At 58.9% G+C, this 20,192-nt stretch carries 17 protein-coding genes; 3 read left to right on the top strand and 14 right to left on the bottom strand.

The window, feature by feature from the left end:
• The first annotated feature begins 5 nt into the window (after positions 1–5).
• A complete protein-coding gene (locus KO536_RS07410) occupies positions 6–734 on the top strand; it encodes a dienelactone hydrolase family protein (protein WP_133078144.1) in 729 nt (242 codons plus the stop codon).
• Between the two features lie 71 nt (positions 735–805).
• Here the strand turns inward: KO536_RS07410 and yegQ are convergent, their stop codons facing one another.
• The 9 genes from yegQ to KO536_RS07365 all read right to left on the bottom strand — a co-directional run bounded on the left by yegQ (position 806) and on the right by KO536_RS07365 (position 10,370).
• Entirely contained in the window at positions 806–2,146 is a 1,341-nt protein-coding gene (yegQ, locus tag KO536_RS07405) for a tRNA 5-hydroxyuridine modification protein YegQ (RefSeq protein ID WP_133078145.1), read from the bottom strand.
• Positions 2,147–2,211: 65 nt separating this feature from the next.
• Positions 2,212–3,078, bottom strand: coding sequence for an aldose 1-epimerase (locus KO536_RS07400; RefSeq protein WP_219261566.1), 867 nt, complete (start codon positions 3,076–3,078; stop codon positions 2,212–2,214).
• Between the two features lie 27 nt (positions 3,079–3,105).
• Positions 3,106–4,020: a DMT family transporter gene (locus KO536_RS07395; protein WP_133078147.1), complete on the bottom strand. Its 915-nt coding sequence runs from the start codon at positions 4,018–4,020 to the stop codon at positions 3,106–3,108.
• A gap of 147 nt (positions 4,021–4,167) precedes the next feature.
• The gene (locus tag KO536_RS07390; protein ID WP_133078149.1) at positions 4,168–5,448 is read right to left on the bottom strand and encodes a TRAP transporter large permease; all 1,281 of its coding nucleotides are present in this window, start codon (positions 5,446–5,448) and stop codon (positions 4,168–4,170) included.
• Positions 5,449–5,976: a TRAP transporter small permease gene (locus KO536_RS07385; RefSeq protein ID WP_133078150.1), complete on the bottom strand. Its 528-nt coding sequence runs from the start codon at positions 5,974–5,976 to the stop codon at positions 5,449–5,451.
• Positions 5,977–6,038: 62 nt separating this feature from the next.
• Positions 6,039–7,022: a TRAP transporter substrate-binding protein gene (locus KO536_RS07380; RefSeq protein ID WP_219261565.1), complete on the bottom strand. Its 984-nt coding sequence runs from the start codon at positions 7,020–7,022 to the stop codon at positions 6,039–6,041.
• 49 nt (positions 7,023–7,071) lie between these two features.
• The gene (locus KO536_RS07375) at positions 7,072–7,959 is read right to left on the bottom strand and encodes an SMP-30/gluconolactonase/LRE family protein (RefSeq protein ID WP_219261564.1); all 888 of its coding nucleotides are present in this window, start codon (positions 7,957–7,959) and stop codon (positions 7,072–7,074) included.
• 47 nt (positions 7,960–8,006) lie between these two features.
• Positions 8,007–8,834: an NAD(P)-dependent oxidoreductase gene (locus KO536_RS07370; RefSeq protein ID WP_219261563.1), complete on the bottom strand. Its 828-nt coding sequence runs from the start codon at positions 8,832–8,834 to the stop codon at positions 8,007–8,009.
• 240 nt (positions 8,835–9,074) lie between these two features.
• Complete coding sequence (locus KO536_RS07365; RefSeq protein ID WP_257622837.1) at positions 9,075–10,370, bottom strand: OprD family porin; 1,296 nt, start codon at positions 10,368–10,370, stop codon at positions 9,075–9,077.
• 236 nt (positions 10,371–10,606) lie between these two features.
• Between KO536_RS07365 and KO536_RS07360 the strand changes: the two genes are divergently transcribed.
• Positions 10,607–11,689 (top strand): AI-2E family transporter, encoded by a 1,083-nt coding sequence (locus tag KO536_RS07360; RefSeq protein WP_133078154.1) that lies wholly within the window; start codon positions 10,607–10,609, stop codon positions 11,687–11,689.
• On the opposite strand, the gene KO536_RS07355 is transcribed toward KO536_RS07360, so the two are convergent.
• Positions 11,686–13,812 carry a TonB-dependent receptor domain-containing protein gene (locus KO536_RS07355; RefSeq protein ID WP_219261562.1) on the bottom strand — a complete coding sequence of 709 codons (2,127 nt, stop codon included), beginning with the start codon at positions 13,810–13,812 and terminating at the stop codon, positions 11,686–11,688. The genes KO536_RS07360 and KO536_RS07355 overlap by 4 nt on opposite strands.
• Positions 13,813–14,869: 1,057 nt before the next feature.
• Here KO536_RS07355 and KO536_RS07350 point away from each other — a divergent pair.
• On the top strand, positions 14,870–15,139 hold the full coding sequence (locus KO536_RS07350) for a short-chain dehydrogenase (protein WP_219261561.1): 270 nt from the start codon (positions 14,870–14,872) through the stop codon (positions 15,137–15,139).
• A 666-nt stretch (positions 15,140–15,805) separates the two neighbouring features.
• Here the strand turns inward: KO536_RS07350 and KO536_RS07345 are convergent.
• The 4 genes from KO536_RS07345 to nuoM all read right to left on the bottom strand — a co-directional run bounded on the left by KO536_RS07345 (position 15,806) and on the right by nuoM (position 20,185).
• Complete coding sequence (locus KO536_RS07345) at positions 15,806–16,234, bottom strand: DUF4304 domain-containing protein (RefSeq protein WP_219261560.1); 429 nt, start codon at positions 16,232–16,234, stop codon at positions 15,806–15,808.
• Between the two features lie 94 nt (positions 16,235–16,328).
• Entirely contained in the window at positions 16,329–16,934 is a 606-nt protein-coding gene (locus KO536_RS07340) for a hypothetical protein (RefSeq protein ID WP_219261559.1), read from the bottom strand.
• A gap of 241 nt (positions 16,935–17,175) precedes the next feature.
• On the bottom strand, positions 17,176–18,645 hold the full coding sequence (nuoN, locus tag KO536_RS07335; RefSeq protein ID WP_133078158.1) for an NADH-quinone oxidoreductase subunit NuoN: 1,470 nt from the start codon (positions 18,643–18,645) through the stop codon (positions 17,176–17,178).
• A gap of 7 nt (positions 18,646–18,652) precedes the next feature.
• A complete protein-coding gene (nuoM, locus tag KO536_RS07330) occupies positions 18,653–20,185 on the bottom strand; it encodes an NADH-quinone oxidoreductase subunit M (protein ID WP_133078159.1) in 1,533 nt (510 codons plus the stop codon).
• Between the last annotated feature and the right edge of the window lie 7 nt (positions 20,186–20,192).

The raw sequence follows: 20,192 nt of genomic DNA, 5'->3' as shown, positions 1-20,192 counted from the left end.
TTTTAATGAAATCAATTACGGTCAGTTCTGTGGCCTATCAAATCGACGGCCAACCTTACGAAGGCCGCCTCGCGTTTGACCCGAGCCGAGAAGATCCACTGCCGGGCTTGCTGATGGCGCCTAACTGGATGGGCATCAGTGCGGGTGCCGAAGAGATCGCCAAGTCGGTTGCAGAGCAAGGCTACGTGGTACTGATCGCGGATTTGTACGGCCAGGCCATCCGTCCGGGCAATGCCGACGAGGCGGGCGCTGCAATGATGCCGCTCAAGAATGACCGCGCCCTGTTGCGCAAGCGGATGTGGGCAGCGTACGACATGCTGAAAAATCAGGGCCTGGCCCAGGTCGACAGCAACAAGCTGGCCACCTTTGGCTTCTGTTTTGGCGGCTGCTGCTCACTTGAACTGGCGCGCAGCGGTGCACCACTTCAAGCGGCGGTGTCCTTCCACGGCAACCTCGACACGCCCAATCCGATCGATGCCCAGAGCATCAAGGGTGCGGTGCTGGTGTTGCACGGCGCTTCTGATCCGTTGGTGCCAAACGAACAGCTACCGGTTTTTGAGGCCGAGATGAATGCGGCAAGCGTGGACTGGCAATTGACCAGCTACGGCGGCGCGGTGCATTCCTTCACCGATCCCCACGCCAATGTGCCGGGCAAGATGATGTACGACGCCAAAACTTCCAGCCGTGCCTTTACGGCGATGCACAACCTGCTGGATGAAGTGTTCCGCGATTAATCGCAATCACCCAGTCTGTGGGAGCGGGCTTGCTCGCGATGCTCTCGCGAGCAAGCCGGCTCCCACAGCGCTCACGCCGAGCGCTCCATCACTTCACTTACCGTCAAGTCCCGCATCAACAACCCGTACTTCAAGTCCACCTGCTCGGGGATCGGCAGGTACACCGTGTGGCCGTCACCCGGTGCAACCTGGGTCGGCAAGCCCGCGCTGTTGTGTAACCGGTCGAGATCAAAGTGGTAGTTGCCGTGGGGAGTCATCAGCTCCAGATGGTCACCCAGGGCAAAGCGGTTTTTGACTTTGACCTCGGCCAGGCCGTTGCGCCGTTCGCCGGTCAACTCCCCGACAAACTGCTGGCGGTGCGACAGCGAGCTGCCATGCAGGTAGTTTTGATATTCATCGTGGACATGGCGCCGCAAAAACCCTTCGGTGTAACCGCGTTGGGCCAATGACTCCAGGTCCGTCATCAGGCTGCGGTCAAACTCACGACCTGCCACCGCATCATCAATCGCCTTGCGATACACCTGAGTCGCCCGCGCACAGTAGAAGTGCGACTTGGTTCGGCCCTCGATTTTCAGCGAGTGCACGCCCATCCCGGTCAGCCGTGCCACATGCTGTACGGCGCGCAGATCCTTGGAGTTCATGATGTAAGTGCCGTGCTCGTCTTCGAACGCCGTCATCTGTTCGTCCGGGCGTTGGGACTCGTTGAGTACGAACACTTCGTCGGTGGGTGCACCCACGCCCAGGGTCGGCTCGACCACATTGACGATATTGCCCAGTTCGTTTTCCGTGGCCGGTTTGGTGTCGTATTTCCAGCGGCAGGCATTGGTGCAACTGCCTTGATTGGCGTCGCGCTTGTTCATGTAGCCCGACAACAGGCAGCGCCCCGAGTAGGCCATGCACAATGCGCCGTGGACGAAGATCTCCAGTTCCATGTCCGGTACTTGTTGGCGAATCTCTTCAATCTCTTCCAGCGACAGCTCGCGGGACAGGATGATCCGGCTCAGGCCTTGCTGGCGCCAGAACTCGACACTGGCCCAGTTGACCGTATTGGCTTGTACCGACAAATGAATCGGGACATGGGGGAAGTTTTTGCGCACCAGCATGATCAGCCCCGGGTCGGACATGATCAGGGCATCCGGGCCCATGGCGATTACCGGTTCCAGATCCTTGAGGAACGTGCGCAGCTTGGCGTTGTGGGGGGCAATATTGACCACCACGTAAAAGCGTTTGCCCTGCGCCTGGGCTTCGGCGATCCCGATGGCCAGATTGGCGTGGTCGAATTCGTTATTGCGTACCCGCAAGCTGTAGCGCGGCTGGCCTGCATACACCGCGTCGGCGCCATAGGCGAAGGCGTATCGCATGTTTTTGAGGGTGCCGGCAGGGGCGAGGAGTTCGGGCGGTGCAAGGCGCATAGTCAGGTCATTCGCAAAAAGGCGCGATATTAATCGAGCCTGAGTGCGGGATTATTGACCTGGATCTATGGGTTGAGTTTGAAGCTGACACTGATGTTCGCTGATTGGCCCTTATGCAATAACGTCAGCCCGGGGTGGCCGGGCAGGTGATGGGCATTGACCGGGTGGCTGACGGGTTCGAAGCAGAAAAAGTCCTCTCCCGGCGGGCAATACACCAGGCAGTAAGGGCTGCCCGTTGCCTGACAGCCCAGCGTATAGCCCAGGTCCGGCTGGCTGATCACTGCGTTGCCATCCCACTCGGTGAAACAATTGTCGAGCCGGGTGTGCGGCAAGGCGTTGCTCTGGTTGAAGTCCCATTCCATCGGCAGGGGCGCAAGCTCCGTGGGCAGGCCCTGGTCATCGCACAGCCAGACCTGAGCAGACTTTGCCTGCAATCGTGTGTTGGCGGTGCGCGGCAGATACGGGTGTAGCCCCAGGCCATGCCAGGCCGCGTGCTCGGCCTGATGGGTCACGCTCAGCTCGATACGCAGTTGGCCGTCGCTCAGGCTGTAGCGCAGCTGCGCACGGTAGGCAAAGGGGACGGTGCTGTCGAGTTGCAGGCAGGCATGGTGCGGGCTGTGTTCGGTCACGCTCCAGGCCTGCTGCCATGCACTGCCGTGGATGGGCAGCAGGCCTGGAGGATTGTTGGGCTGCAAGGCGAACCAATGGCCTGCGCCTTCGAAGCCTCCATCCCCGATCCGGTTCGACCAGGGCACCAGTGGATAACAGGCCAGCTGGTTGGCCGAGTTGCTGTCCAGGGCATCCGCTGCACTTGGGCGAAACAAGGGCTGGCCGCTGGCAATGATGCTCCAGTCAAGAATGCTGCCGCCTATGTGCGGTGCCAGAGTCAGACGGGTCAGGCCGTCTTCAAGGGTCAATGTTTCTGTGGGCATGGGGCTCTACCGTTAGGGAATGACAGATCAATCGGTGGCACGGCGCCAGGTCAGCATCACGATACCCGCGACCACGATCAGGCCGCCGATGATTTGGCCGCTGCTGAGCAATTGGTCCAGGATCAGCCAGCCAAACAGCAGGCTTGCCACTGGCTCAACGTTCATTACGGGTGCGTTGCGGGCCATGTTCAGGCGCGTCATGCAGATAAACAACAGGCAGAACCCTAGTCCATAAAGCGCCACCAGGCAGGCCAGAGCTGTCCAGCCGGTGGACGAGGAGGGCAGCGACACGCCGCCGGGCAGCACACCGCTGACCCCGGCCAGGGCCGCTGCGCAAAATACAATCAGCATGGTCAGCATGCTGCGCACCGTGCCACGCAGGCTCGACAGCTTGTGATCGGTAATCCAGAGCGCACAGGCGAACACGGAGGCCGCGGCGAACCCGAACAGAATGCCTTCGAGCCATTGCGCTTCGGTGGTGCCCTGGTTGGACAGGCGCTCGGGGACGTCCAGGGCAAAGACCAGGCCGCACATGATCAACCCCATGAGCAGCGCCGCTCGCCGTGTCGGGGCTGCACCTCCCAGGGCCCAGGTCAGCAGCACCAGCAGGATCGGCGCCACGTTGGCAATCAACAGCGCCAGTGCCACGGGAATCCGTGCCACGGCCGAATAGATAAAGAAACTTTGTGCCGCGATCAGCAGCCCCAGCAGCACTTGCCAGCGCCAGTTGGCAGGGGTCAGGCGCGGGCGTTCGCGTTGCCACAGCACCAGGCTGGTCAACACCAGCAAGGTCACGCCAGCGCGGCACAGAATGGCCAGTAACAGGCCTGTGTCGTGATCGAAGGCGATGCGGGCGGCGATGTGGTTGCCCGCGAATGCGCAGGCCAGCAGGACCAGAATCAACACGGCGATATGGCGGGGGAACAAAGCAGGAGCAGACATAAGTAACCAGCCTCCTTGGCTGGAAATAAAGCCTCTTGGATAAGCATTGTGGGAGCGGGCTTGCTCGCGATGGGAACGCTGCGGTGTATCAGTTACACCGCGTCGTCTGCATCGCAAGCAAGCCCGCTCCCACGGGCAGGGGACGGGTTATAGCACCAGGCTTGGCAACCACAGCGAGATGGCCGGAACGTAGGTCACCAGCATCAGCACCATGAACAGCGCCACGTAGAACGGCAGCAAGGCTTTAACCGTGTTTTCGATAGTGACTTTACCCACGGCAGCGCCCACGAACAGCACTGCGCCTACCGGCGGTGTAATCAGTCCGATCCCCAGGTTGACCAGCATGATCATGCCGAAATGCACGGGATCAACGCCGATACCGATGATCACGGGCAGCAGGATTGGCGTAAGGATCAGAATCAGTGGCGCCATGTCCATCACGGTGCCCAGCAGCAGCAACATGACGTTGATGCACATCAGGATCACGTAACGGTTATCCGACAGCGTCAGGAACGCTGTGGTGATCTTCATCGGGATTTCCATCAGCGTCAGGATGTAACCGAAGCTGGCTGCAAAACCGATCAGGATCATCACGATGGAAATGGTGCGTACCGCCCGGTGCATCAGCTTGGGCAGGTCGCGCCATTTGTAGTCGCGATAAATGAACATGGTGACAAAGAACGACCAGACCACCGCAACGGCTGCCGACTCGGTGGCGGTGAAGATGCCTGTCAGGATGCCGCCGAGGATGATGACCATGGCCATCAGGCCCCACATCGCTTCACCGGCGATTTTCAGCGCCCGGCGCAGCGGAATCACTTCACCCTTGGGGTAGTTGCGCTTGCGCGCAAAGATCATGCACAGGCCCATCATCACGGCGCTGAGCAGCAATCCCGGCATGATGCCCGCCATGAACAGCGAAGCGATCGACACCGTACCGCCAGCGGCCAGCGAGTACAGCACCGAGTTGTGGCTCGGCGGTGTGAGCAAGGCTTGTACCGAACCGCTGACCGTCACTGCCGTGGAGAACTCGCGGGGGTAGCCGGCACGCTCCATCTCCGGAATCAGTACCGAGCCTACCGACGCCGTGTCAGCCACAGATGAGCCGGAAATCGCACCGAAAAAGGTTGAAGCCACGATGTTGACCAGTGACAGCCCGCCCCGTACGAAGCCCACCAACACCCCGGCAAATGCCACCAGCCGGCGTGACATGCCCCCTTCGGCCATGATCGCCCCCGCCAGTACGAAGAACGGGATAGCCAGCAGGGAGAATTTATTCACGCCCCCAGCCACCTGGATCATCAGGGCGTCGAACGGGATATCGATCCACCAGGCGCCGACCAGTGCCGACAGGCCCAGCGCATAGGCGACCGGCATGCCGAGAAGGATCAGGGCGATAAAGCTGCCCAACAATACGAAAGCGTCCATTTATACGGCCTCTTCGCTGGCTTCTACGATGTCGAACCGCACGGCACGGCGGTGGCTTTGGTCGCCCAGGAACAGTTTTTCCAGGACGAAGCAAAGGGTTATCAGGCCGCCAACAGGGATAGGTAAATAGGAGATGCCAACCCGCACGGACGGCATCTCACCAATGAACTGATTCCAGGTGGTCGCACACAATTTGAACCCCTTCACGGTCATGAACAGACAGACCATCACCATCAGTATTTGCACCAGCACGGCGACCTTGGGGCGGATGTGCCTGGGCATCCGTTCCACGGCCATCGCCACGGCCATATGGGCCCCGGCGCGGTAACTGGCGGCGGCCCCGAAGAAGGTGAATACCACCATCAATAAAATGGCGGTGGGCTCGGGCCAACTGGAGCCGGTCCCCAGCACGTAGCGGGCAAAGATGCCCCATGGAATGATCAGGGTCATGGTCAGTACCGACAGGCCGGCAATCCCGATACACACCCGGTACAACATGTCGTTAAAGCGCAGCACGGTATTTTTCATGGGGCTCACCACTGCGGCGGAAAACGGGCTGGAGCCCGTCACCGCGGCATTATCGGACTGACTTATTGAACGGCTTCAATACGGGAGATCAGGTCTTTGTAGTCAGCGCCATACTTGTCACGCACCGGCTGAGTCGCGTCGTAGAAGGCTTTTTTCTGCTCAGGCGTGAGGGTGATGAACTCAACACCACCGGCCTTGAGTTTGGTGACGCTTTCGGCGGATTTTTTGTCCCACAACTCGCGCTCTTCAAACTGCGCCTCGCGGGCAAGTTTCTGCACCAGGGCTTGTTGCTCCGGGTTGAGCTTTGTCCAGGTGGATTTGGCGATCACGATCGGCTCGGGCAGGATCAGGTGATCGGTCCAGGTGAAGTACTTGGCGTTCTGGTAGTGGTTGTGTTCAAGAAAGGTAGGCGGGTTGTTCTCTGCGCCATCGATCACGCCGGTCTGCAGGGCGCTGAAGATCTCGCCGGTGGCCATGCCGATACCATTGCCGCCCATGTCGTTGATGGTCTGGATAAATACCGGGTTGCCCTGGACGCGGATTTTCATGCCCTTGAGGTCGGCAATTTCGCGTACGGGCTTCTTGGTGTACAGGTTGCGGGTTCCGCCATCCATCCAGGCCAGCGCGACCATGTTGAAGTCGGAGTTGGTGATTTTATCCAGCATCTCCTGGCCAATTTCACCGTCGATGATTTTGCGCATGTGGGCCTGGTCGCGGAACACGAACGGCAGGTTGAACGCGTTGGTTTCCGGCACGACCGGCCCGAGGATGCCCAGGCTGACACGGGTCATCTGTATCGCGCCGGACTGGAGTTGCTCGACCACCTCTTTCTCGGAGCCCAGCACGCCACCGGCAAACATCTTGAAGGAAATATCGCCGTTACTCTGGGTCTGAAGCTTCTTGCCCATTTCCTGTTCAGCGACCACAGGCGGATAGCCAGTGGGGTGAACCTCGGCGAATTTGATTTTGATTTCGGCCTGGGCCATGCCTGAGAGGCAGAAAGCCAGCGGGAGCGCAGCGATAAGCAAGGTGCGTTTGAAATCCATGGGTCACTCCACATATTGTTTTTGTTATTTAAAGGTGTTGGATCAGCAATCAGTGATTGAAGGCGGGCTCCGGCAGGCCTTTGACGCCTGGCCTTAGGGCAAACACCCCGCCTGCCAGCGGCTGGTCGGCGAGATCCCCGGCAGGACGAATCGAGGTCACGAACAGGGTGTCCAGGTCTGCGCCGCCAAAGGCACACATCGCGGGTTTTTTGACGGGCACGGCCAGGGAGCGGTCAAGCTTGCCTTCAGGGGTAAAGCGATGGATCAACCCCGCATCGTTGCCGCAGATCCAGTAGCAGCCATCCGCGTCGACGGCGGCGCCATCAGGGCGGCCTGCCTGTTCGGCCATGTCCACGAACAGGCGGCGACCATGGGGCGTGCCGGTGTCGGTGTCGTAGTCAAACGCCCAGATCTTTTGCACATCGGGATGTGAGTCCGAGAGGTACATGGTTTTGCCGTCCGGGCTGAACGCCAGGCCGTTGGGTACGGTCAGCCCTTCAAGTTGCGCCTCGAGTGGTTCTTGCTGGCCCGAGCTGTAGCGATACATCGCGCCCACCGGCGCCCCGGCGGCCATGTTCATCAACATGGTGCCCGCCCAGAAGCGTCCCTGGCGATCGCAGCGGCCATCGTTAAATCGCATCCCTGGCAGGGCGTGGGTCACGCTGGCCAGCAGGCGACTGTCGAGGCTGCCATCGGTGTGGGGCGTGATGGCGAACAGCCCGTTCTCCATACCGGCGATCCAGCAGCCATTCCCTGCCTGAGCAATGCACGCGAGCATTTGCGAGGCTTGCCAGCTTTGGTTTTTGCCATCGGCGGGGCTCCAGCGGTGCAAGCGTTTTGCCGGGATATCCACCCAGAAAAGTGCCTGTTGCGCAGTGCTCCAGACCGGGCTTTCGCCGGTGGCGTTGCGTGCATCCAGAATCAGTTCAGCAGTCATGGCGGCTCGATCCTTGTCCGTATTCAGTGGTGTGCCCGGGGAGCGGTTTACTCGTCCCCGAACGGACCTGCCGCAACGAAGGCCCCGCCCTGGTAAACCATGGCTGGATCGTTGGCCGCAGGCACAGGCTGGGCGTCGATCTTGGCGCGGAATACTTCAGAGGTGTCCCTGGGCTCAAAACCCAGGTGGGCGGCAAAGCGGTTGTCCCACCACACGTTGAGGTTGTTGGAGGCGCCATAGACCACGGTGTGGCCGACATTGGGGGTGTACAGCGAGCGCTCGATCAACTGCGTGAGGTCGGCAAAGCTCAGCCAGGTGCTCATCATCCGGCGGTTTTGCGGCTCGGGGAACGAGGAGCCGATGCGGATGCTGACGGTTTCGATGCCGTAGCGATCGAAGTAGAAGGTGGCCATGTCTTCGCCGTAGGACTTGGACAGACCGTAATAGCCGTCCGGACGTCGCGGGGAGTGGGCATCCAGGGTTTGGTCCTGCTTGTAGAACCCGATGACATGGTTGGAGCTGGCGAAGATCACGCGCTTGACGCCATGACGGCGTGCGGCTTCGTAGATATGGAAAATACCGCTGATGTTGGGGCCCAGAATCTCTTCGAACGGACGCTCTACCGAGACCCCACCAAAGTGCAGGATGGCGTCTACGCCTTCAACCATCTGGTGAACAGCGTGCTTGTCGGCAAGATCACAGAGGACTATTTCTTCGTGGCTATCGGCCGCGGGTGCTATTTGGGCGATATCAGAGAGTCGCAACACCTTCGCGTAGGGCTTGAGGCTTTCGCGCAGTACCTTCCCCAGACCGCCGGCTGCACCGGTGAGAAGAAGGCGATTGAAGGGGGTTTGGACAGTACGTGTGGTTGTCATCAAAAATCCCTGTATTTCTTGTTATTGTCATCTGTTGTCGTATGACTTGGCTTGGATTATTCACAGCCATTGTGGTGGTTGTCAATGCCGAATCCGTACTTGTAACGGCTAAGGTTTTACTATTTGGGGAGCGTCACATACCTGTGGGAGCTGGTTTGCCGGCGATGCAGACACCACGGTGTGGCAGGTTGCACAGATGCCATCGCGAGCAAGCCCGCTCCCACAGATCAAGAAGGGCGTTTACAACAACGACAGCGGATAGCTGATGAAGATGCGGTTTTCGTCGAATTCGTGCGCGCTGTAATCGCGACGGATGCTCGCGTTGCGCCAGCGCAGGTTCAGGTCCTTGAACGTGCCGCTTTGCACGGTGTAGGCCAGTTCCGATTCGCGGCCCCATTCCTTGCCATCCGTAATGGCGCCGGTGTGGATGTTATCGCCGCTGATATAGCGGTTCATCATCGTCAGGCCGGGGACGCCAAGCACTGCAAAATCCAGGTCGTGGCGCAGTTGCCAGGAGCGTTCCTTGGCGTTGTCGTAGCTGGAGTTGTAGCTGTCGTTGGCCAATGTGCCGCCGCTGGTGCCGTTGACGCGGAACCAGCCATCGTCGCCGCTGATTTTCTGCAGGCCTACATACAGGGTGTTGCCTTTGTATTTGGCCGAAAGCAGGGCGTAGGCGGTTTTGTTGTCCAGATCGCCAGCCAGTTTGTTGCCGTCTTCCTTGCCCCAGAAATAGCCAAGGTTGGCGCCCAGGGTCACATCGCCGATGGGCTGGCTGTGCAGGACGTTCAGGAATTGCTGCTGATAGATATCTTCCAGCTGGGCGTACCACACGCCGACCTGAGTGCGCTTGTCGTTGAAGCTGTAATCACCGCCGGCAAAGTTGAAACGGTCGGAGGTAAAGGCGCCTTTACCGTTGAGCGACATTTCTTCCATGCTTGCATCGTTACGCGGACTGTTGGCACGGAACTGACCGCCATAGAGGTTCAGCCCGGCGATTTCTTTTGACGTGATCTGGCCGCCACGGAAGGTTTGAGGCAGGGAGCGCCCGTCATCCGAGCGCAGGATTGGCAATACAGGCATCCACTCGCCGATTTTAAGCTCCGTGCTGGATATTTTGGCCTTGGCTGCAACGCCCAGGCGGCCGAAGTTATCGGCGGGCTCGCCATCACTATGGGTCGGCAGCAGTTGTGTGCCGACTGTGCCTTTACCGCCATCGAGCTTCTGAGAGTAGAGCCCCAGCACATCCACCCCGAAACCGACCGTGCCTTGGGTAAAGCCGGACTTGACGTCGAGAATGAAGTTTTGTGTCCACTCTTCGGCTTTGCTTTGTGGATAGTTGGGGTTGGTGTAATTGCGGTTGATATAGGCGTTGCGCAGGGTCAGGGTGGCCTTGGTGTCGTCCACAAAGCCCTCTGCCATGCCCGTTAACGGCAAGGCCAGGCCCATGCTGCCGAGGCCGAGCAGCGCAAGGGAGCGGGTACTTTTGGCGTTTATCGAGCGTGTGAGAAGCGAGAGGGCGCAGGTAGGTGAAATCATCCGTAGAGCTCCTTGATCATTATTATTTTTGTTATCTGTTGTCATACAACTGGACGGATTTTTTACAGAGTGCGCACAGGGTTGTCAATGCTGCGTGATGTCGTTTTCATGGCTGCTGGCGCAAGTCGCGGGATTGAGCTTGAGTGTTCAAGGGGCAGTGCTTCTTATCGCAGCCGGTGTCAGGGGCTACACTGCGTCTATTCCAAGCATTCGCGGTCTACTGACATGGATGACACATGAACGAAACAAGTCTTCAACGCAAAACCCTGCTCCTGTTGCTGGCCTTGGTCACGATTGCCTTCATCTGGATTTTACTGCCGTTTTACGGGGCGATTTTTTGGGCTGTGGCCCTGGGGATCCTGTTCGCACCGCTGCAACGCAAGTTGCTGCTCAAGATGCGGGGGCGCCGCAATCTGGCAACGTTCACCACGTTGGGTGCGTGTACGGTGATCGCGATCATACCGGTGGTCATCACCACGGCCTTGCTGGTGCAAGAAGTGGCCACTCTCTACAAGGATGTTGAGAGCGGCAAGATCAACGTCGCCAGTTATGTCATGCAGTTCAAGGACATCTTGCCGCCCACGGCGCAGGACTGGCTTGATCATTTCGGCCTGGGCAGCATTGACGGTCTCAGTGAAAAAGTCTCCAAGGGCGTACTCGAAGGCAGCCAGTTTTTTGCCACTCAGGTCTTCAGTTTTGGCCAAAGTACCTTTGATCTGGTTGTGAGCTTTTTCATCATGCTGTACCTGCTGTACTTCTTTATTCGTGATGGCCAGCAAATGGTGCGCACCATCCGCAATGCGGTGCCGCTGGCAGAGCAGCAAAAACGCCTGTTGCAGCTCAAGCTGCGCCGTGTGGTTCGGGCCTCGGTCAAGGGCAACCTGGCGGTGGCCATTACCCAGGGGGCATTGGGCGGGGTGATTTTCTGGGTGCTGGGCATTCACAGTGCGCTGTTCTGGGCGGTGCTGATGATGTTTCTGTCGCTGCTGCCCGCCGTAGGCGCCGGGATCGTCTGGGCACCGGTCGCGGTTTACTTTGTAGTGACCGGTGCGGTCTGGGAAGGGGTAGTGCTGGCGCTGTACGGGGTATTCGTGATCGGCATGGTGGACAACGTGCTGCGCCCGATCCTGGTGGGTAAAGACACCAAAATGCCGGACTTCCTGATCCTGATTTCGACCCTGGGCGGCATGGCGATCTTTGGCCTCAATGGCTTTGTGATCGGGCCGTTGATCGCCGCCCTGTTCCTGTCCAGCTGGGGATTGTTCAGCGGCACCCGCCGCAAGGTGCGGTTGCCTGCCGATATCCAGACGGAGGATTAACGCAAGCTGTAGGAAACCCCTATGTAGGCGCCCATGCCTTCCCCAGGCGTGGAGCGTGCCGCATCCAGGCCTTTGTCGTCATAGCCGGGGGTAATGGTGGCGGCGTAGCGCTCACCGGTGAGGTTGCGCAGGTCGAGCCAGGTTTGCCAGTCCTGCTTGGGGGAGTTGTAGCCCAGCGTTGCGCCAAACAGCATGTACGACGACGCGTAGTACGAGTTGGCGTAATCCACCGCCATCCGCGAAGCCACCTGGGTGTTTACCCCGGCATAGAAGCCTTGCGGGTGGTCATATCGGACTTCGGCCTGGTAGTAGTGTTGTGGGATGCCCGGCAATTTGTTATCACCGAAGCGCTCGTCATCACGGTAGTGGAAGTCGCTGAACGTGTAGGCCTGACGCAGGGATACTTTGCCTGCGGCTCGACCTTCCCACAGGAGGCTGTTGAGGCCTGCTTCGATGCCTTGGTGCACGGTTGGGCTGGCGTTGGATTCGCCCACAATCGGTCCCAGGTTTTGCGTCGCTGCTTGCAACTCAACGGTCAACAGCTCATGGCGCACGGCCGAGTAATACCAGGCCAGATCCCACTGGCCGAGCCATGACTCGCCACGGGTGCCCAGTTCCAGGGTTGTGGCGGTCTGATTTTGCAGGTCGATAGGTGTGCTTTGGCGGCCGGTTGCCGCACCGCTGCCAACCGGGAACACATAAGGTGAACTCCAGATCATCGACCACGGGTGCGGTGGTTCGACCGAGCGACTCAGGTTGGCGTATACCTGCAGGTTCGGGTTGAACTCATAGCGCAGGCCGACGCGCGGGGCGTAGTCCCAGTCATGCTGGCTGACCTTGCCACCGCTCTCGGGGTAGCTCACATCGCTCTCGCGGCGGGTATAGATCAACGCCATGCCGGTGGTCAGCCACAGGTCAGGCATCAGCTCCAGATCATTGCTGGCATGCAGCACGCTGTCCGAACCCTGGTAGCTGAAGTCGCGCATCTTGGTGCCGGGTGCGTAAGTCGCCGTATTGCCTCGAGGGATGCGTACATATTCCGACGCACCGCTGTTAGGCAGGTGCTTGGTGTTGCGCAGGCCCACAGTGGTGTTGCTTTCAAGCCCGAACAGGGTGTCGCGACGCTTGTAGTTCAGCGTGCCGCTGACATCGGTGTAGGCAACTTTCAGGCGATTGGGGCTTTCACGCAGATCCATCGGGTAGTCGTGATAGACCAGGCCCACTTCCAGTTGCGAATCGTCATCCAGGTACATCGTGGTCTTGTTGCCCAGCCAGGCACTGCCGGGTTGCGGGCGGGTGTAGTCACCGCTGACGTAGGCCGGGTTGGCTGCCCGGGGATGATGCTTGATGCTGTCTTTGGTCACGCGCCCGGCCAGTTCGTTATCGGTTTCGCGATAGCGCAGGTAGAAGCGGGTTTCCAGTTGCGGGCTGAAGCGATAGCCGACGTTGGCGGCAATGCCTTTGCTGTTGCCAGCGGTGTGGTCCTGATAGCCGTCAGTGTTGGAATCTGTCATGGAGACGTAGTAGTCCAGATCCCCCAGCACCTGCCCGGAGCTGATCTGGCGTTTTTGATAGCCGTAGCTGCCGGCTTCATAGCGCACTTGCAATGGCGCCGCGTCGTAGCCGGTATGGGTGACATAGTTGATCGACCCGCCCAGGGCCAGCGAGCCGGTTTCGAAACCGTTGGCGCCGCGCAGCACTTCGGCGCGGCTTAGCCACAAGGGTTCAAACAGTTCATAGGGCGTACCGCCGGGGCCGGTCAGCGGTAATCCGTCGAACATGACATACAGGCCTGAACCGTGGGCGCTGGGGGCGCGGTTGATGCCCGAGCCGCGCACCGAGACCTTGGCCCCGTCATTGCCCGCTGATTGCGCATAGACCCCCGGTTGATAGGCCAGCACATCGGCATTGCTGGCAGTGCGGCCGTTTTCGACGCGGGTCATGTCGATCAGGTTGCTGGCGCCGGGGATTTGCTCAAGTGCGGCCTTTGCGGCCTTTGCGGCCTCAAGCTCACTGCTTTCTTCGCTGCGTACCTGAACCTCGCCCAGTTCCAGGGCACTGCCATAGGCGGGGGCGCTGCAGATCAGCGCCAAGGGTAAAAGTGAAGAAAGAGCAGAGCGCATTAATGGAGCTTCCAGATCGATGGGCGGGCGGCGCGCCAGCCTATACAAGCCGAGAATCACTCGCAACGTGCGGGCAGCATAAATTGAGTGGGAGTGGGCTTGCTCGCGATGTGTTTCACGCCGATTCTGTTGATCTCAAGCATCTGGCCACTGTTGCCGCTCATTTGCTGCGTGATGCTTGCGGTCTTCTTGATATCACTTGGTTAACTGATGCGTTGAGTACATATCCGGCATCTAGGTCTAACTGGACTATTGGTTTCGCTCTTACAGCGAGTCCCTTTTTGAAGGACCAAAAAGGAACCAAAAAGTCCTCGCCCCAGCGTACGGCCTTCGCTTCGCTCAGGTTCCCTCGTTCCGGTCCCGCTCCGTGGGCCCGCCGTGACGAGCCATCCTTGGCCCAACACGGCTCTCCCGAAGGGGCGGGCAGATCAAAAGCATTTCGCGCCGAGGCGGCCGACCGGCCGGCCTGTTTGGTGTAAGTGCGCGCTGCTCAATCTGTAGTCGCTGACGAGCCGTGCGAGGCTGCGTCCGGCTGCGTAGCAGTCGTAAAACCAGACACAGCGGTCGTTCAGGTAAACCCCGGACTCAGATTTTACGGTCGCTTCGCAACCGGACGCAGCCTTCGTTCCTCGTCAGCGGCTACAGGGTTTTGCGCAAGGTTCTGTGACGTATTCTTACCGTTACACCGTTCCGTCTTTATTGCAGGCAATTGAGTGGGAGTGGGTTTGCTCGCTATGCTGCAAGCTCACGTTTTTTCGGGATTTTTCGCACAGGGTTGGCAATTGCTGGGGGCTTGGTGCGGGGCCTATAGTCGGTGCTCGCCGATAAGGCGACCGGGTTTGGCGACTTGGACAATATTTAGTTAGCATGTGGTTGTTATATATAGCGGGGCGTGTATTTTGCTCGCGTTGCTTTATGGCAGCTGTGCGTGGGAGATCTTTGGATCTGCCGGGTTTTCCTAAATGTTACCGGTTCGCCAACCCGCGCATAGCGGCCACCTTTTTTCGTTTGGCGACGAGAACGGTTGGCTCAAATTCGACATTTAGGAGTTTGATTAATGGCTAGTTCTTCGTTTATTCCTCTTACCTCTATCGACTGCACCATCCCAGCGTTATTGATCGATCGTAGCGCTCCCCTCGATGTGCTCCATGCCAACGCAGTCGCCCGCGTTCTGGCTGTAACTCAACTGATGGAATCGTTCTCCAGCCGCGAAGTGCAGCAGGCTGATTCTGTTGATCTCAAGCATCTGGCCACGGTTTCGGCGCAATTGTTGCGCGACGGTTGTGACCTGCTCGATGTGCTGGGCTGGCGGTTGCGGCCTGCTTGATCTTGTTTGTTTAACTGGCACGTAGAGTACATATCCGGCATCTAGGTCTAACCGGACTATTGGTTTCGCTCTTACAGCGAGTCTCTTTTTGAAGGACCAAAAAGGAACCAAAAAGTCCTCGCCCCAGCGTACGGCCTTCGCTTCGCTCAGGTTCCCTCGTTCCGGTCCCGCCCCGTGGGCCCGCCGTGACGGGCCATCCTTGGCCCAACACGGCTCTCCCGGCATCCATGCCGGGATGCCCACTGCGCAGAACCTCCTCTCGGCCTCCCGAAGGGGCGGGCAGATCAAAAGCATTTCGCGCCGAGGCGGCCGACCGGCCGGCCTGTTTGGTGTAAGTGCGCGCTGCTCAATCTGTAGTCGCTGACGAGGAACGAAGGCTGCGTTCGGCGACGAAGTCGTCGCAAAATCAGACAATGCGTTGTGTCAGCTAAACCAGGTTCTCAGGGTTTGCGACTGCTGCGTCGCAGTGGCGTACCAAACTGGACGCAGCCTTCGTTCCTCGTCAGCGGTTACAGGGGTCTGCTTGATATCGCTTGTTTAACGGGAATATCGGTTTCGCCCTTACGGCTGATCACTTTTCCAGACGCCGAAAAAGTCCCCCAAAAGGCGTTTCCCTGTGTATCACCGCACGTCACGTCTGAGAAACTCATCCCGGGTCGAAGGGGCTTACGAGGTTGAGTTGTCACAGAGCGGGCCTTTAGCCCAATGGTCAGTCGCTTCAGCGCTCAGGTAAGGCAGTACCTCCCGGGCCGTATCTTCGAATCGGGTAGTGCGGGTGCCTTTATTGTCATATCTGAACCAGTGGTCTCCTTCCATGGCCGCGCCCAACCGAATGCGTTTATTGGGATGCAGGTGCGTGGCGACCACTTTTGCCGCGGGGATCTGCTCGCCCCAATGCAGGGTGACTCCCTCAGTCGGACTGACAGCGACTTCAATAACAAAACCGCCTCCATGTTTATCAAACTGAAACGTTAGCAGGTCAATTTGCTGTCCCGTGTTACGGCGAAAGTGAGGAAAAGACCCCTTAAACCCCATGCAGCGAAGTACCGTGACGACATGTTCTTTTAATGCGGCATCAATTTTCTCGCGTTCCATGGCATGACTCCATTTGGCAGGCAGTTATTCGGTCAGACATGCGCAGGTGCCAGTCGAACAGCATTGCCGTTGTTCGGGTGTGGCAGGTTTTTACTCAGCAGTTGAATACTGGCGCATAGCGTTCTTCACGTTTTTTAAAGTGGACGGGTGCCATGGGCACTTTTTCACCATTCACGTAAATATCCGGGAAGGTGAGTGTGAAGTCATCCATGTCGCCCTTGCCCAGTGGCGTTCCCTTACGGCTGCTGCTGGTGTGTTCCTGCGGGTCAAAGCCGGTTTCCAATTGATCGATACTGACTTGATAGGTTTCACCCGTCGCCAGCGTTACGCTCACCCTGGGGGAGGCGGCACTCACCCACAGAGGCGGGTCGGTTTGTTTGTAGGCTGCTCGGCGTTGATCCGGGGTGTTCAGATTGCGCAAGCGTGGAGGTATGTAGAGTCGGCCAAACAGGCGAAGCTCGGTATCAACTGAGCGCAGGTTACCCGGCCAGCTCGATGTGCCCGGCGGCGCTACATAGACCAGTACATGCACCCAATTGAGTTCTTCCGAGAGGGGGGCAAAGCTCATTGCTGCTTTTGGACCAGGGCAGGTGCGATCAAGCACGGCGTTTTTACCCGTTGCGGATTCCGGATACAGATAGGGCCCCGTGCTGCATCCTGCGAGCAACGCCATGAGCGGATAGAGGAAGTATTTCTTCATTGGGGGGCCAACTCCATTTGCGGTATTGCCGACTATGTCATCTCTGCGATGGCTTCTCATCAGTTCTGTTTCGGGTTCTGCTGGCCATCCTGGGCCTTCCGGCGGTGCGCACAGATCAAAAGCAATGCGCGTCGAGGCAGTCTGTTTTCGTGTTGACGACCCGTAGCCAGCGGCTACAAATCCAACAAAAAACCCCGTGAAGGCCAGGCCTTCACGGGGTTTCGGGTACAGCGCTTAACGCTTAGCCAGCAAAGTTCAGCGCGGCGTGTTGCACCAGTTCCAGCATTGGCTGCGGGTATACACCCAGGAAGAACACCATGACCGAAACCGCCAGCAACATGACGCCGCCGGCTTTTTGTTCCCAGTTCAGCGGAGCATCGTGGCGATGCAGTTTCGGCTCGACCAGGTACAGGGTCACCATCACACGCAGGTAGTAGAACACGCCAATGGCGCTACCCAGGATCAGGGAACCGACCAGCCACCATTGGTGAGCTTCAACGCCCGTGGCAATGATGTAGAACTTGCCGATAAAGCCCGCAGTCAGCGGAATGCCCGCAAGCGACAGCATCATCACGGTCATGACCGCCGTCAGGTACGGACGGCGCCAGAACAGGCCGCGGTACTCGTACAGGGCGTCTGCGTCACGGCCTTTGTACGGCGAGGACATCAGGGTAATGACACCGAATGCACCCAGGCTGGTCAGCACGTAGGTGATCAGGTAAACACCGATCGCTTCCATGGCCATGCCCTTGCTCGCCACCAGGGCGATCAGCAGGTAGCCGAAGTGGGCGATGGACGAGTAACCCAGCAGTCGCTTGAGGTTGTTTTGGGTCAGGGCCAGCAAGTTACCGAACAGGATCGAGGCAATCGCGATCACGGTCAGTACATCGCTCATCACACCGGTAGTCGCCGAAGGCGTGATCTGGAACAGACGCACCATCACGGCAAACACGGCCACTTTCGACGCGGTAGCCAGGAAGGCGGCGACCGGAGCCGGGGCACCTTCGTACACGTCTGGCGTCCAGAGGTGGAAAGGAACCAGGGACAGTTTGAATGCCAGGCCCACCAACATCATGCCCAGACCCAGTTGTGCCAGCGGCGCAGGTACGCCAGTGGCTGCCAGGGCCAGACCAATGCCGCTGAAGCTCAGGCTGCCGGCTTCGGCGTACAGCAAGGCCATGCCGAACAACAGGAACGCGGAACCGGCTGCCGACAGCACCATGTACTTGATGCCGGCTTCCAGGGAGCGCTTGTTGAAGAAGGCATACGCCACCAGGCCGTAAACCGGTACCGAGAGCAGTTCCAGACCGATAAACAGGCCCGCCAGGTGTTGTGCGCTGACCAGCACGATACCGCCGGTCGCAGCCAGCAGCATCAGCAGGTAAAGCTCTTCACGGTTGCCCGGGTAGCCCGTGCCGCCTTCGCCCAGATAGGCGTGAGCCAGGGTGACGCAGGCCAGGGTCGCGGCCAGGATCAGCCCGATGTACAGAAAGGCGAAGTTGTCCATCATCAACAGCGGGGTGACAGCCAGTGGAGCAACTTTCAACGCCGGGAAGATCGACAACAAGGCCAGGTTAAGACCCGCCACCGAAAGCAGGAAGGTCTGTGAGTGGTTGCGGCGCCACGCGATTGCCAGCATCACCACAACAACGGTGAGGCTGGTAATCAGCAGTGGAGCAAGCGCGATAAAGTGTTGGATCGTGAATTCCATAGCGCTCTTACCGGGCCGAAGCGAGTTGAGTGAAGGCGGTGCCGAGCCATTGCTGCACGCCATGCATGGTGGCAGCCGAGGTATCGAGGAACGGTTGTGGGTACACGCCGATGAAAATCAGCAATACCGCCAGACCGAGCACCATGATCAGTTCACGTGCATCCATGCCGGCCAGTACAGCGTCGGACTTGGACGGGCCGAAATAGGCACGGTGAATCATGATCAGCGAGTAGACCGAACCAAACACCAGACCGGTCGTTGCAATGGCCGTGATCCATGGGAAGCTGGCGAACGAGCCAATCAGGATCAGGAACTCACCCACGAAGTTACCGGTACCCGGCAAGCCCAGGGACGCTGCCGCGAAGAACAGGCTGATGGCGGGCAGGTAAGCGATCTTGGACCACAAACCACCCATCTCACGCATGTCACGGGTATGCAGACGCTCGTACAGTTGACCGCTGAGGATAAACAGCGCGGCAGCCGAAACACCGTGGGCCAGCATCTGGATCACTGCGCCTTGCAGGGCCAGCTGGCTGCCGGAGTAGATACCGATCAGTACGAAGCCCATGTGCGAAACACTGGAGAACGCGATCAGACGCTTGATGTCGGTTTGTGCGAAGGCCAGGAATGCACCGTAGAAAATCCCGATCAGGCCCAGGGCCATGGCGATCGGCGCAAACTCGGCCGAAGCATTCGGGAACAGCGGCAAGGCGAAACGCAGCAGACCATACGCAGCGGTCTTCAACAGGATACCGGCCAGATCGACCGAACCTGCGGTAGGTGCCTGTGCGTGAGCATCCGGCAGCCAGGAGTGGAACGGTACAACCGGCAGCTTCACGGCAAAGGCAATGAAGAAGCCCAGCATCAGGATGTACTCAGTGGTGAGCGACATCTTGGTTTTCAGCAACTCGGCGTAGCTGAAGGTAATCACGCCGGTGCTGTTGAAGTTGACCAGCACCAGACCCAGGATCGCCACCAGCATGATCAGGCCGGAAGCCTGAGTGAAGATGAAGAACTTGGTCGCGGCGTAGATACGGGTTTTCTTGCCGTCCGATGAGCTGTGACCCCAGAGCGCGATGAGGAAGTACATCGGCACCAGCATCATTTCCCAGAAGAAGAAGAACATGAACAGGTCGATGGCGAGGAACACGCCAACCACGCCGCCCAGGATCCACATCAGGTTCAGGTGGAAGAAGCCCACGTGACGCTGAATTTCTTTCCAGGAACACAGAACCGACAGCACACCGAGCAAGCCGGTCAGCAGGATCATCAGCAGCGACAGGCCGTCCAGCGCCAGGTGCACGCTGATACCGAAGCGTGCAATCCAGGTGTGCTGGAACTCAAGGGCCCAGGTCGGATCGGCGCCAGGCGCCGGTGCAAATGAGTAGTTCCCCTGGGACCACAGCCAAAGGCCGAGTGCAAGCTCAAGGGACATGGTCAGCAATGCAATCCAGCGGGGCAGGGTGGAGCCGAAACGCTCACCCAGCCAGCACAGGAGGCCGCCGATAAAGGGGATCAGGATTAGCCAAGGCAGAATCATGACGGGC

It is taken from the genome of Pseudomonas sp. NKUCC02_KPG, from assembly GCF_019345465.1.
Classification (GTDB): Bacteria; Pseudomonadota; Gammaproteobacteria; order Pseudomonadales; family Pseudomonadaceae; genus Aquipseudomonas.
The sequence above is the reverse complement of the archived record's forward strand: the minus strand, read 5'-3'. Positions and strand labels throughout refer to the sequence as shown.

Excerpts from the sequence above, each read along its gene's own strand:
- KO536_RS07400 (WP_219261566.1), bottom strand. The coding sequence starts at position 3,078 with ATGCCCACAGAAACATTGACCCTTGAAGACGGCCTGACCCGTCTGACT.
- nuoN (WP_133078158.1), bottom strand. The coding sequence starts at position 18,645 with ATGGAATTCACGATCCAACACTTTATCGCGCTTGCTCCACTGCTGATT.
- KO536_RS07385 (WP_133078150.1), bottom strand. The coding sequence starts at position 5,976 with ATGAAAAATACCGTGCTGCGCTTTAACGACATGTTGTACCGGGTGTGT.
- KO536_RS07355 (WP_219261562.1), bottom strand. The coding sequence starts at position 13,812 with ATGCGCTCTGCTCTTTCTTCACTTTTACCCTTGGCGCTGATCTGCAGC.
- yegQ (WP_133078145.1), bottom strand. The coding sequence starts at position 2,146 with ATGCGCCTTGCACCGCCCGAACTCCTCGCCCCTGCCGGCACCCTCAAA.
- KO536_RS07345 (WP_219261560.1), bottom strand. The coding sequence starts at position 16,234 with ATGGAACGCGAGAAAATTGATGCCGCATTAAAAGAACATGTCGTCACG.
- KO536_RS07340 (WP_219261559.1), bottom strand. The coding sequence starts at position 16,934 with ATGAAGAAATACTTCCTCTATCCGCTCATGGCGTTGCTCGCAGGATGC.
- KO536_RS07380 (WP_219261565.1), bottom strand. The coding sequence starts at position 7,022 with ATGGATTTCAAACGCACCTTGCTTATCGCTGCGCTCCCGCTGGCTTTC.
- KO536_RS07365 (WP_257622837.1), bottom strand. The coding sequence starts at position 10,370 with ATGATTTCACCTACCTGCGCCCTCTCGCTTCTCACACGCTCGATAAAC.
- KO536_RS07360 (WP_133078154.1), top strand. The coding sequence starts at position 10,607 with ATGAACGAAACAAGTCTTCAACGCAAAACCCTGCTCCTGTTGCTGGCC.
- nuoM (WP_133078159.1), bottom strand. The coding sequence starts at position 20,185 with ATGATTCTGCCTTGGCTAATCCTGATCCCCTTTATCGGCGGCCTCCTG.
- KO536_RS07410 (WP_133078144.1), top strand. The coding sequence starts at position 6 with ATGAAATCAATTACGGTCAGTTCTGTGGCCTATCAAATCGACGGCCAA.
- KO536_RS07395 (WP_133078147.1), bottom strand. The coding sequence starts at position 4,020 with ATGTCTGCTCCTGCTTTGTTCCCCCGCCATATCGCCGTGTTGATTCTG.
- KO536_RS07375 (WP_219261564.1), bottom strand. The coding sequence starts at position 7,959 with ATGACTGCTGAACTGATTCTGGATGCACGCAACGCCACCGGCGAAAGC.
- KO536_RS07350 (WP_219261561.1), top strand. The coding sequence starts at position 14,870 with ATGGCTAGTTCTTCGTTTATTCCTCTTACCTCTATCGACTGCACCATC.
- KO536_RS07370 (WP_219261563.1), bottom strand. The coding sequence starts at position 8,834 with ATGACAACCACACGTACTGTCCAAACCCCCTTCAATCGCCTTCTTCTC.
- KO536_RS07390 (WP_133078149.1), bottom strand. The coding sequence starts at position 5,448 with ATGGACGCTTTCGTATTGTTGGGCAGCTTTATCGCCCTGATCCTTCTC.